Source organism: Sphaerotilus sp. (genome assembly GCF_041083715.1).
Taxonomy (GTDB): domain Bacteria; phylum Pseudomonadota; class Gammaproteobacteria; order Burkholderiales; family Burkholderiaceae_C; genus Sphaerotilus.
The window spans coordinates 1-12007 of sequence record NZ_JBFPGY010000079.1; the positions used below are offsets into that span (position 1 = coordinate 1).

Here is a 12007-nt window from a genome sequence, read left to right on the forward strand (position 1 = left end):
CGGTGCTGGTGGTGACTCGGGCGCAGGCGCAGGCGGTGGGGCCACGGGGGCCGCTGCGCGCGGCACCGCCGACCACAGCTCGGCGCTGACCGTGGCGATCTCCTCGCGCTTCCACGCCACACCGTAGGCCAACGCGGCGATCAGCCCCACGTGGGCGAGCAATGCGACCGTCGTGCCCAGGCGCAGGCTGTCCGCCGAGGGTGGGTGGCGCACCGGGTCGCGCACGGTGTCCGGCGGCGGTGGGGGTGGAGTCGGGCTGGCCATCGTCGTTCAGGCGCCTGTCGTGCGCACGGCCAGTCCGACCCGGGCGATGCCGGCCTTCTGCAGCGTGTCCATGACTTTCACGACCGCTTCGTACTTCACGCCCTTGTCGGCGGAGATGATGACCGGCGTCTGGGTGGCGCCCTCCTGCAGCGCCTGGATCCGCTTGGCAAGCTGCGGCAGCGCGATGCGTTCGCCCTCGGCGTCCGGATTGGCGGCGTCGGCCTTTCCATCGACCTTGATGCGCAGCAGCTCGCCCGCGTCGAGCTGCACCTCGACGATGCGGTCCGGCTGGCGCTGCGCCTTGCCGACGGTGGGCAGGTCGATCACGCCCGGCGTCATCAGCGGCGCGCTCACCATGAAGATGATCAGCAGCACCAGCATCACGTCGATGAACGGCACCATGTTGATCTCGTTGATCGTGCGGCGGCGGCCCGAGCCGCGGCTGCTCACGGCCGGCATGTCAGAACCGACCCGGTGCGGAGACCGGGGCAGCGGCGGCGGTGCCGACCGACTGGTTGGCGTTGCGGGCCAGGATGTTGGAGAACTCTTCCATGAAGTTGTCCTGCTGCATGGCGATCCGGTCGATGTCGCGCGCGAAGCGGTTGTAGGCGATCACGGCCGGGATGGCGGCGAACAGGCCGATCGCGGTGGCCACCAGCGCCTCGGCAATGCCCGGGGCCACGGTGGACAGCGAGACCTGCTGCAGGTTCGCCAGCCCGGTGAAGGCGTGCATGATCCCCCAGACCGTGCCGAACAGGCCGACGTAGGGCGATACCGAGCCGACGGTGGCCAGGAAGGACAGGTGCGATTCGACGACATCCAGCTCGCGCTGGCAGCTTGCCCGCATGGCCCGGCGTGCACCGTCGAGCAGCGCGCCGCCGTCGCTGACGCGGCGTTCGCGCAGCTTCAGGAACTCGCGCATGCCGGCGGTGAAGATGCGCTCCATCGGTGCGGCATGCTGTGCGTTGCGCTCGCTCTGCTGGTAGAGGTCGTTGACGTGGCGGCCGGACCAGAAGTCGCGCTCGAACTGTTCGTTGCCCTGGCTCACCTTCTTGAGGCCGACGATCTTGCTGAAGATCACCGCCCAGCTGGCCAGCGACACCGTCAGCAGGATGGCCATCACGATCTGGACGACCACGCTGGCGTGAAGGATCAGTTGCAGGATATTCAGGTCCTGGTTCATGCGAGTCCGATGGAGGCGAGGAGGTTGGAGGGAATGCGGCGCGGGCGCAGCGTCTGCGCGTCCACGCAGCCGATGCGGATGCGGCCTTCGGCGAGCACGTCGCTGCCGCGCAGCGCCTGCTGGTCGATCACCAGGCTGGCCTTGCCCGACTCGGCCAGCCGCACGGTGACGACGACCTCGTCGTCCAGCCGTGCGGGCCGCAGGTAGCGCACGGTCGTGTCGCTGACGACGAACATCGCCGCCTCGTCACGGCGCAGCGCTTCCTGCGAGAACCCGAGGCCGCGCAGCCACTCGGTGCGGCCGCGCTCGAAGAACTTGAGGTAGTTGGCGTAGAACACCACGCCGCCGGCGTCGGTGTCCTCCCAGTAGATGCGCAGGGGCCATTGGAACAGCGGGTCGGCCATGTCGGTCTCGGTGGTCAGGTGTTCAGCCACAGCATCGCCACGACCAGCAACAGCAGCACGAGCACGACGGCGAGCAGGGTACTGAGGATCCAGCTCGGCCGCTCCCGCGGCGGTGCCATGGGTTCGGGCATGGGCGCGGTGGCCGCGAGCGGCGGCGGGTCGGCGGTCAGCAGAGGAGTCACCGCGCCCGGCACCGTCTCGGTGACCACGCCTGCAGGCACCTGCGTGGCCAGCCAGGCGCGCAACTCGCGCGCCACCGTGCCGGCGGTGCGCTGGCGCTGCATGGGGTCGATGCCGATGGCTTGCAGCGCGATGGCGGCGAGCGGTGCTGGCACGTCAGGGTTGTACTCGCGCGGTGGCCGCGGGCGGGCGGCGCGCACGGCGGCGCGGATCTCGGCCAGCGAGGTGCCGCCGTACGGGCGGTGGCCGGTGAGCAGTTCGTACAGCACGACCCCCAGCGAGTACACGTCCGTCCGCGGATCGCATTCGAGACCATCGAACTGCTCGGGTGCTGCATAGAACGGTGACCCGAGCGCCGGCCCGCCCACGGGGTCGGTCTGGTGCAGCAGCTGGGCGATGCCGAAGTCGAGCACCACCGGCCGCGTGCGCCCGACCATGAAGATGTTGGCCGGCTTGATGTCGCGGTGGACCACGCCCTTGCCATGCGCGTAGCTGAGCGCGTCGGCGACCCGGCGCACGATCAGCGCGGCCTGCTCGGCCGTGGGGCGCCAGCCGGAGCGCAGCATCTGCGACAGGTCCTTGCCCTGCAGCAGCTCCATCGCGATGTAGGCCCCGTCGGGGCTGACGCCCGCGTCATGCACCGTCACGATGTGGGCGTGGCTGAGGCGGGCCGCGGCGCGGGCCTCGTCGAGCACACGTTCGGTGAGGTGCTTGCGTTCGTGTTCGGGCACCGCCAGCGGCAGTGTCTTGACGGCTACTCGCCGGGCCAGCACGGTGTCGTAAGCGGCCCAGACCGTGCCCAGGCCACCGGCCCCCAGGGGGCGCTCCAGCACATAGCGACCCATCTGACCGCTGTAGGCGGGTGCATTGGCGTCCTCGGCCAGCCGTGGTGTTGGCGAGTCGGACCCTGTGCCCAATCGCTGGGTGGACTCGTTTGGCGCTGCACTCCGGCGCCGCTGTGGTGGCCCGAGGGCCTCCCCGATCTGCCGCTCGAAGGAGATGCTGTCCGGCGGCAGGGTGTTCTCGCCGAGGTCGGACAGATCACCCGGACTGGTGGGCAGCCAGAAACCGGACGCACTGTCGGCGCAGAGCGCGTCCCGGGCCGCAGGGCGGGTGTCGTCGGGTGTGCGGATCGTCGTGGGCATCAGGGGCGGGTCATGGGCATGGACGCTGGCAGGCGCCGAAGCGCGTCAGCGCCCCAGTGCGCGTTGCAGGCGTCGCACGGCCTCGTGCAGATCATCCATCGCGCTGGCGAAGGACAGACGGGCGTAGCGGCCTGTCTCGGTGTGACCGAAGTCGCGGCCTGGGGTGAACGCGAGGTGGGCGCTCTCCATCATCTCGAAGCAGAACTGCCAGCTGTCGGATGCGTGGGCCGTCACGTCGAACCAGACGTAGAACGCCCCGTCCGGCTGCACCGGCACCGTCAGCCCCAGCGCATTCAGCGCGGGCACGATGAAGTCGCGGCGGGCCTTCATCGCCGCGCGGCGTTCCTCGCACACGGCCAGCGTCTCGGGCGTGAAACAGGCCAGCGCCGCCTGCTGCGCGATGGTCGAGGCACAGATGTAGAGGTTCTGCGCCAGTTTCTCGATCGGCGCCACCAGGGCCTCGGGCAGCACCAGCCAGCCCAGGCGCCAGCCCGTCATGCCGAAATACTTCGAGAAGCTGTTGACCACCAGCACGTCATCGCCCAATGCGAGTGCTGTCTGTGCGTCGCTGTCGTAGCTCAGGCCGAGGTAGATCTCGTCGACGATGGTGATGCCTCCGCGGGCACGCACGACCTCGACGATGCCCGCCAGCGTCTCGGCGGGCACCGAGGTCCCCGTCGGGTTCGACGGGGACGCCAGCATCACGCCGCGCGTGGCCGTTCCCCAGGCCTCGGCCACCGAGCGGGCGTCGAGCTGGAAGCGCTGGGCTGGTGTGGTGGGCAGCAGCCGCGCCGTGCCGCCCGACGCCGTCACGAAGTGGCGGTTGCAGGGATAGCACGGGTCGGGCATCAGGAATTCGTCGCCCGGCTCGACCAGCGCGGTGCACAGCAGCTGCAGCGCGGCCGAGGCACCCGCCGTCACCACGATGCGGCCGGGATCGATGTCCACGCCCCAGCGGCTGGCGTACCAGTCCGACAGTGCCCGGCGCAGTGCGGGCAGGCCGACGGCGTGGGTGTACTGCGTGCGGCCGGCGTCCAGGCAGGCCTGCGCGGCGGCCACCACGGCGGGCGGCGCCGTCTCGTCCGGCTCGCCGATGTTCAGGTAGATCATCCGCTCGCCACCCTGCGCCGGGTCGCACGCCGCGGTGCGGGCGATGGCGTCCGCCGCCTTGGCGCACTCCATCACCCAGAACGGCTCGATGCCGGCCACCCGCTGCGCCAGGCGCAGCGGGTCGGGCACCGACGGCGTGCGGCGCAGGCTCATCCGGCGCGGGGGGCCGAGCGGGCCAGGCGCTGGGCGGCCACCTCGTCCGGTCGCAGGTCCACGGCGGCCTTGTCCAGCACGCCATTGACGTACTTGTGGCCATCGGTGCCGCCGAACGCCTTGGCCAGCTCGACCGCCTCGTTGATGGCGACGCGGTAGGGCACGTCCACGCAGTGCTGCAGTTCGTACAGGCCGATCAGCAGCACGCCGTGCTCGATCGGCGACAGCTCGGCGATCGGGCGGTCGAGGTGCGGCGTCAGCAGGCCGTCCAGTGCGAGGGCCTGCTCGATGCAGCCTTGCAGCAGGGCGTCGAACATGGCGCTGTCGCACTTGCTGAACTCGTCCTGCTCGCGCATGTGGGAGCGCACGGCACTGGTCTCGGCGCGGCTGATCTGCCACTCGTAGAGGCCCTGCAGCGCCAGTTCACGGGAACGGCGGCGGGCGGATTTGGGACGTGCAGCCCCCGGGCCGGTGGTGTCGCCGCGGGGTTTAGGGGTCGAGTTCAAGTCAGGTCTTCCAGCAAATTGGCCATTTCGACGGCGACGCGTGCAGCGTCGCGGCCTTTCTCTTCGGTGCGCGCCCAGGCCTGGGCTTCGTTCTCGACCGTGAGGATGGCGTTGGCGATCGGCACGCCGTGGTCCAGCGACACCCGTGTCACGGCCGAACCGCTCTCGTTGGCGACCAGCTCGAAATGGTAGGTCTCGCCACGGATGATGCAGCCCAGCGCGATCAGCGCGTCGTGGTCGTTCGACTCGGCCAAGGCCTGCAGTGCCACGGCCACTTCCAGTGCGCCGGGCACACCGACATGGCGGATGTGCTTGCGCTGCACGCCGAGCAGCACCAGTTCGTTCACGCAGTGTTCCGCGAGTGCGTCGGTGATGGCTGCGTTGAAGCGGGCCTGGACGATCGCTACCCGCAGGTCGCTGCCGTCCAGGCGGGGTGTCGTGCCCTTGTCTGCGCCTTGCATGGTCTGTTCCTTGGGTTGGAGTTCAAGTTCAGGCGGCCACGGGCATGAAACCGGTGACTTCGAGGCCGTAGCCGACCATGCTGGGCATGCGGCGCTGGTTGCTGAGCAGCTTCATGCGGCGGATGCCCAGGTCGCGCAGGATCTGGGCGCCGACGCCGTAGGTGCGCAGGTCCATGGTGGGGCGCGGCGGCTCGCCAGCGGGCGGCAGGGCCACGCCGAGCAGCGCCTGGGCGTCCTGCGCCACGTTGAGCAGCACGGCCACGCCGCGGCCGGACTCCTGCAGCGTGGTCAGCGCCTGCGGCAGCGACCAGGAATGGCGCGCGCGGCCGATGTCGAGCAGGTCCATCACCGACAGCGGCTCGTGCACGCGCACCAGCACCTCGTCCTCGCTGGTCCAGGCGCCTGCGCTCAGTGCCAGATGGACCTGGCCGGTGCGGTCGCGGTAGACGCGGCTGTCGAAGGCGCCCCAGGGCGTCGTCAGCCGGTCCTGGTGCAGGCACTCGATCAGCGACTCGTTGCCGCTGCGGTAGGTGATGAGGTCGGCGATGGTGCCGATCTTGATGTTGTGCTCGCGGGCGAATTCCTGCAGGTCGGGCAGGCGCGCCATCGTGCCGTCGTCCTTCATGATCTCGCAGATCACGGCCGACGGCGACAGTCCGGCCATGCGTGCCAGATCGCAGCCCGCTTCGGTGTGGCCGGCACGCATGAGCACGCCACCGTCCTGCGCCTGCAGCGGAAAGATGTGGCCGGGCTGCACCAGATCGCGTGCCACGCTGTCGCGTGCGACGGCCACCTGCACGGTGCGGGCACGGTCCGCGGCCGAGATGCCGGTGGTCACGCCGGTGGCCGCCTCGATCGAGACGGTGAACGCGGTGCTGTGCTTGGTGCCGTTGCGGGCGGCCATGGGCGGCAGATGCAGGTATTCGCAGCGCTCTCGGGTGAGCGTCAGACAGATCAGGCCACGGCCGTAACGGGCCATGAAATTGATCGCTTCGGGGGTGACCAGATCGGAGGCAAAGACCAGATCGCCTTCGTTTTCCCGGTCTTCTTCGTCGACCAGGATGATCATGCGACCGGCCGCCAGTTCGGCAACCAGCTCGGGAATGGGTGAAATCGGCATCCCTCGATTGTAGGCGGCTCAGGCCGGAGAGCCGAACCCCGTTGCAGATCGTGCCATCAGCCGCACGTCGCCACCGACGCGGGCGAGGTCCGTGAACACCAGCGGTGTGGCGTCGACCAGCGTGGCCAGCGGGCCGAAGGCCGCCATGTCGCGGCCGGCGCCGATCAGCTTGGGGGCGAGGTAGACGAGGTATTCATCGACCAGACCAGCGCGCACGAAGCTGCCGTTGAGGTGCTGGCCAGCTTCGATGTGCAGCTCGTTCACGCCCCGCTGTGCCAGCGCTTCGAGCACCGTCGGCAGATCGATCCAGCCGTTGGCGTCGGTCTGCACGGGTGCCAGGGTCACGTTCGACCGCAACAGCGCCGACGCCCGCGTGCTGTTCAGTGCCGATGCGGCGCAGCACAGCAGCACCTCCCCCGGCGGTTCCAGCAGCCGGGCCGAGGCGGGTGTGTCGAGCCGTGCATCGAGCACGACCCGCAGCGGCTGGCGGGCCGTCGGCACGAGCCGGACATCGAGCCGCGGATCATCCTCGCGCACCGTGCCGATGCCCGTCAGCACGGCACCTGCGCGGCGGCGCCAGGCATGGCCATCCCTGCGTGCCTCCGGGCCGGTGATCCACTGGCTGGTGCCGTCGGGCAGAGCGGTGCGGCCGTCCAGGCTGGCAGCGACCTTCAGCCGAACCCATGGCCGTCCGCGCAGCATGCGCGAGAAGAAGCCGATGTTGAGTTCGCGTGCCGCGTCGGCCATCAGCCCGTGGGCGACCTGGATGCCGGCGGCCTGCAGCCGTGCCAGCCCCTGTCCGGCGACCAGCGGATTCGGGTCCAGCACGGCGGCGACCACCCGGCCCACGCCGGCGGCGACCAGCGCGTCGGCGCAGGGCGGTGTGCGGCCGTGGTGCGCGCAGGGCTCCAGCGTGACATGCACGGTCGCGCCGCGTACATCGTGACCGTCTGCCTGCGCGGCGCGCAGCGCCATGACCTCGGCGTGCGGGCCACCGGCCTGCTGGGTGTGACCGGCGCCGAGGACATGCCCCCGCCCGTCGCTGATCACGCAGCCCACCCGTGGATTGGGGTCGGTCAGGCCGATGCCCAGTGCCGCCCAGGTCAGTGCCTGGGCCATGGCCACCTGGTCATGTGCCGTGAAGGAGGAGGTCGGTGTGTCGCTCATGGCGTGATTGTCCGCGCTGGCGGCCTGCAGGTCTTCATGGCTGGTGGGCCAGCGTGCTGTCGTCGACCGGATTGCCTGTGGCGAATGCGCTGAAAGGGCCGGCGTCGAGTGGACAGCGGGCTGCCGCCCGGATCACCAGGAAGTTCTGGTTGCCCAGCGTGGTGGTCACGACACTGTAGCTGGCGGGGTGTTCGATGTTGTCGATGCGGCCGTTGCCGTCATGGTCGGCGCTGTAGCGACAGACGCGAAAGCGTCCGGTGTTGCCACCGGTGGCGCTGACCAGCAGCCAGTCCTGCGGCACCAGATCGAGCCGTCCCGACCAGCGGGGTGTGCCGCCCGATGCCGGCGGCACTGGCTGGACCACGCAGTGGTACGCGATCGATGTCCTGGTCGTGATGCCGGGCGGTACGCCGGTCGGCCCGTCCTGCGCACACTCCCAGGCTGGACTGGGGTGGCCGGTCGTGGTGAGCGTCAGACGAAGATTGGTTCCCATGGCCAGGCTGGATGGCTGTTCGGCATCGGCCGCGGAGAGGCTGTCGCGGTCCGTGGCGAAGCGGATGTGACCGCTGAGCAGCAGGCCGCTGAGTGCCCGGCAGTTGCCAAGGCTGGCCGCGTCCAGCGAAGCGGCCGGGAGCCCGACCGCGCTGTCACAGCGCCCGGTCACGTCGCCGGAGCGGCTGTCGAACAGCCAGACCAGGGCCTCGTCGGTGCGTGGCTTGAAGGCGTGGCGGCCATCGCCAAGATCGTGTGCGGCGGCGGGGATGCGCAGCGAACGCTCCGGTGTGCCGGAGCTGCCCAGTCCGGTGCCGGTCAGTGCGGGCGTGCGGTTCAGCAGCGTGGCGGCGCCCAGTGCGGGATCGAGTGCGGTGAGAGCCGTCCCCAGCGTCACGGTGTGTGTGGTGGCCTGTCGATCCGTCCAGCGCACGGTGGTGGCGACGGAACGCAGGCGCCCGATGGCATCGGTGTGCACGCTGCGCTGCAAGGTGTAGCCGGTCGGCGTGGCGGCGTTGATCGGTGCGGGGCCGGTGGCGACGATGTCGGCCGGGCCGCTCCAGCGCAGTTGCTCCAGATCCTGTGCGGCGTGGCGGACAGCCTCGCTGCGCTGGCGAGACAGGTCGGTGGTGCGGCGCAGTTCGAGGTGCAATTGCAGCAAGGAGGCGGTGCCCAGACCGAGCACGGCCATGGCCACCAGGAGTTCAATCAGCGCCAGACCGACATGGCTGTTCCTCATCGGGTGTGCGGATCGAACCAGCTGCCAGGCACCGGAACGAGTGCCCCACCCAGCGCCGCGGCGCGCGCCAGCACGGTGGCATCCCTGGCCACGTCGATCTGGCCGCGCAGCAGGGTGGTGTCCAGACTGACGAGGCCACCACGCAGCAGGCTGCGCGGGCTGGTCACCACCTGGGCATCCACACGATTGGCCACGACCAGTCCCTGCAGCGACGCGTCCGGACCGACCCGCAGCGTGCCGCGCACGACCAGCAGCAGCGGTACCTCGGCCGTGCCCCAGCGACCTTGTGCCAGCGTCAGATCGCCGTCCAGCCAGAGCGCTCGTGCGCCCAGGGTCCAGGCCACGTCCAGGTCACTGCCGGTGCATCCACCTGCGCAGGCGAGGATCTGCCACGATGGCAGCGCCTTCAGCGTGGCGACTTCCAGCCCGAACAGGCGCCGCCAGAGTGCATCGCTGCCCGCGGTGAGCGGTGGGTCATCGGCGACCAGCCCGGCCGAGACGGGCTGTCCCGCCGGGCCGAAGACCTTGGCTGGCGCCTGCACGCTGATCGCATGGCCACTGTCGATGGCGATGCCGCCGCTGGTGTGGTCGGCATTGATGACGCCAGCGCCGTCCATGAGCGTGACGGCGCCCACACTCGTCAGTGCGGCCAGCGGCACCTGTACCACCTGCCCGAGTGCTGCCAGCACGGCGGTGACGCGGTAGCGTGCATCGGGTTCGGCGGCGCTGGCGTTGCCGCAATCCGGGCCCGGATTCGAGCAGCCCTCGGCGGTCAGCGTCCACACTCCCGCGCGCGGGCCGTTCTGCATGGTCACGGCAAAGGCTGGTGCCTCCAGGTCGGCTGCAGGGGACGAGACCCGGCCCGCACCGCTGTCGGGGCAGTGGCAGTTCCAGTCCGGGCCGGAATCGGCCAGCACGCACGCGGGTTGCAGGGCCACTGCCGTGGCAAGGCTGCGGTCCCAGCGGGCACGCAGCGTGGCGGGGGGTGCGGCGGCGTCCTGCGGTATCGGCAGGCACCGGCTGTCCAGCGCACGGGCGTCATTCAGATGCGATGCGGCCCAGTCGAGTCCGGCCTGCGCGGCTTCCTGCGCGCGAACGGCGCGGATCTGACCCGCGCTGGCACGCTGCTCGAACAGCAGCGCCCGGTGGCTGTAGAGCAGGCTCAAGTGCGCGATCAGCAGCAAGGTCATCACCATCGCGAGCGTGCCGAAGCCGGTGGTGCGCTGCGGCACCTCAGGTCGGGCATGCACCGGTGACCTCGTCATTGCGCAGCCGCGTTTCCGTGAACAGTTGCCGCTGTACCCGGCTGTCTCGGGCGTCCTGTGCATCCAGTTCGACCCGAACCTTGCGCTGCACGCGTTCGGGCGGACAGCGCGCCTGTCCGTTGCACGTTGTCAGCGGACAGAGTGCGAGCAGGCTCTGCCGCTGCTCCTCGATCCGGATCAACAGGCGTGTGACGCGGGCCAAGGCCGGATCGGTCAGTGCCTGCCAGCTGTCGCGGTCGTCCGGTGCGATGGCACTGCCGGACAGACGCCACTCGATGACCTGGCTGCTGGTGTTCAGCCGAAGGCCGAACTTTTCCTGGTTGCCGCTGATGTTGTCTTCGGTGAGGTCTCGGCTATAGCTGTAGCCGATCCAGGGTGCAGCCGTCGGGCCGTTCAACACCACGCCGCGGTAGGGATTGGGGCTCAACGTGGCGGATGGGTGGGTGCCATCCCATGCGCCGCCGGACACATCGGCCCAGTAGCCCGCGCGCCGGACATCCCGGGAGATCAGCTCGATCGCGGTGCGCAGGTCCTGTGTCAGGCGACTTTCCAGCAGCAGACGGCGCTGTTCATCGGTGTGCACCGCGGCGAGCTGCAGCAATCCGGTCAACAGGAGCAGGCCGAGTGCGATCGCGAGCATCAGCTCGATGAGGCTCCATCCATGCGTGCAGCGGCTCTGGCAACTCATGATTTCCAGCACTGCCGGTTCTGCGTGTCTGCGTTGCCGGCTTGCTCGTCCGGACCAGACCGGTGGTGGAGTTGTCCCGACTCGACGTCGAGCACCAGCCAGCGGCACAGTCGATCATCGGCTTGAGTGCCTCTGGCGATCGCCGTGACTCGGTAGTCGCGCTGTGCGGTGTCGGGCTGGACCGATGTGCTGACGTCGTAGTGACCCGCCGGACTGACCGAAGGCAGGTCGAGTGCGTCCTTACCGAGCCCGGTGGCATAGCCCGGGCGCTGGGAGCGCCAGCGTTCCTGGGCTTGCTGGATCTGGGCCAGTGTGACGATGGCGTCGCTGCGCCGCATCCGCTGGATCTGGCCCAGCCAGCTGGGTGCGGCCAGCGTTGCCATGATGGCCACCAGGACCAGCGCGATGACCAGCTCGATCAGGGTCATGCCCTGGTGGGCAGGCCAGTGGGGATGCATGGCCGGTCTCAGCACGCGCTGTAACCGGTGAATTGCGGCCCCGGGGCGCAGGTGCGCACGCGACCCAGGATGTTGACGATGTGGCGCAAGGCGCTGCTGCCGTCGGTGGCGGAAACGTCGATGCTGCCCGTGGGGGTGAAGGTGCCGTGGCGGGGATCGACACGCAGGCTGGCCACATTCGATTGCAGCCGGATGCGCCGTGATCCCGGCACGAGTGCGGCCCGCAGCAGCTCTGTGCCGGCGATGCAGCTCACCTGAGGCTCTGCCTGCGGGTTGGCGCTGCAGCGGCAGGCGTCGGCGTCGCCGCTGTGCAGGAAGTAGCAGGTGCCGGCAGGGGTGTCCTGGAAGGTCAGGCGCAGCATCCGGTGCCGGGTGACGGCAGCGGCGCGCAGCGTTTGCAGGTCGGCGTTGAACTGCGCCGAGATGCCCAGCAGGTGCTGCCGCTGCAGCCAGGTCGAGAACGACAGCGTGGCCCCATGCAGCAGGACCGCGGTCACGGTCATCACGACCAGCAGCTCCACCAGCGTCAGGCCGTGTGCCGCATGGGCAGCGTGTGTTCTCGCCTGCATCGTTGTCCGGACCATCCATCCCCCCGTTCGCCTGTGCTGGATCGCTGGCGACCAGTCTAGGCAGGCGCTGGTGGTATGCGCTTCCCTCCGAAGAGGGAGCGGT

The 12007-nt window shown here is 69.8% G+C and carries 14 protein-coding genes and 1 pseudogene; all 15 read right to left on the reverse strand.

Annotation, left to right across the window (positions count from 1 at the left end; all coding sequences use genetic code 11):
* Positions 1-264, reverse strand: a pseudogene (locus AB3X43_RS04000) (hypothetical protein); the annotation flags it as partial.
* A 6-nt stretch (positions 265-270) separates the two neighbouring features.
* Positions 271-723: an ExbD/TolR family protein gene (locus AB3X43_RS04005; RefSeq protein ID WP_369428588.1), complete on the reverse strand. Its 453-nt coding sequence runs from the start codon at positions 721-723 to the stop codon at positions 271-273.
* Position 724: 1 nt separating this feature from the next.
* Positions 725-1447, reverse strand: a complete 723-nt coding sequence (gene tolQ, locus AB3X43_RS04010; protein WP_369428589.1) for a protein TolQ — start codon at positions 1445-1447, stop codon at positions 725-727.
* Positions 1444-1851: a tol-pal system-associated acyl-CoA thioesterase gene (gene ybgC, locus AB3X43_RS04015; RefSeq protein WP_369428600.1), complete on the reverse strand. Its 408-nt coding sequence runs from the start codon at positions 1849-1851 to the stop codon at positions 1444-1446. The genes tolQ and ybgC overlap by 4 nt, the downstream gene beginning before the upstream one ends.
* 14 nt (positions 1852-1865) lie before the next feature.
* A complete protein-coding gene (locus tag AB3X43_RS04020; protein WP_369428590.1) occupies positions 1866-3176 on the reverse strand; it encodes a serine/threonine-protein kinase in 1311 nt (436 codons plus the stop codon).
* A gap of 45 nt (positions 3177-3221) precedes the next feature.
* Entirely contained in the window at positions 3222-4403 is a 1182-nt protein-coding gene (locus AB3X43_RS04025) for a pyridoxal phosphate-dependent aminotransferase (protein WP_369428601.1), read from the reverse strand.
* 32 nt (positions 4404-4435) lie between these two features.
* Positions 4436-4945, reverse strand: coding sequence for a transcription antitermination factor NusB (gene nusB, locus AB3X43_RS04030; RefSeq protein ID WP_369428591.1), 510 nt, complete (start codon positions 4943-4945; stop codon positions 4436-4438).
* Positions 4942-5406, reverse strand: coding sequence for a 6,7-dimethyl-8-ribityllumazine synthase (gene ribH, locus AB3X43_RS04035; RefSeq protein ID WP_369428592.1), 465 nt, complete (start codon positions 5404-5406; stop codon positions 4942-4944). The genes nusB and ribH overlap by 4 nt, the downstream gene beginning before the upstream one ends.
* A gap of 28 nt (positions 5407-5434) precedes the next feature.
* The gene (ribBA, locus tag AB3X43_RS04040; protein WP_369428593.1) at positions 5435-6526 is read right to left on the reverse strand and encodes a bifunctional 3,4-dihydroxy-2-butanone-4-phosphate synthase/GTP cyclohydrolase II; all 1092 of its coding nucleotides are present in this window, start codon (positions 6524-6526) and stop codon (positions 5435-5437) included.
* 18 nt (positions 6527-6544) lie between these two features.
* Positions 6545-7693 (reverse strand): bifunctional diaminohydroxyphosphoribosylaminopyrimidine deaminase/5-amino-6-(5-phosphoribosylamino)uracil reductase RibD, encoded by a 1149-nt coding sequence (gene ribD, locus AB3X43_RS04045; RefSeq protein WP_369428594.1) that lies wholly within the window; start codon positions 7691-7693, stop codon positions 6545-6547.
* A gap of 34 nt (positions 7694-7727) precedes the next feature.
* Positions 7728-8924, reverse strand: a complete 1197-nt coding sequence (locus AB3X43_RS04050) for a type IV pilus modification PilV family protein (RefSeq protein ID WP_369428595.1) — start codon at positions 8922-8924, stop codon at positions 7728-7730.
* Positions 8921-10174, reverse strand: coding sequence for a hypothetical protein (locus tag AB3X43_RS04055; RefSeq protein ID WP_369428596.1), 1254 nt, complete (start codon positions 10172-10174; stop codon positions 8921-8923). Before AB3X43_RS04055 ends, AB3X43_RS04050 begins: the two co-directional genes overlap by 4 nt.
* Entirely contained in the window at positions 10158-10877 is a 720-nt protein-coding gene (locus tag AB3X43_RS04060) for a PilW family protein (protein ID WP_369428597.1), read from the reverse strand. Before AB3X43_RS04060 ends, AB3X43_RS04055 begins: the two co-directional genes overlap by 17 nt.
* The gene (locus tag AB3X43_RS04065) at positions 10874-11335 is read right to left on the reverse strand and encodes a type IV pilin protein (RefSeq protein WP_369428598.1); all 462 of its coding nucleotides are present in this window, start codon (positions 11333-11335) and stop codon (positions 10874-10876) included. Before AB3X43_RS04065 ends, AB3X43_RS04060 begins: the two co-directional genes overlap by 4 nt.
* Positions 11336-11343: 8 nt before the next feature.
* Entirely contained in the window at positions 11344-11904 is a 561-nt protein-coding gene (locus AB3X43_RS04070) for a GspH/FimT family pseudopilin (protein WP_369428599.1), read from the reverse strand.
* Positions 11905-12007: the final 103 nt, after the last annotated feature.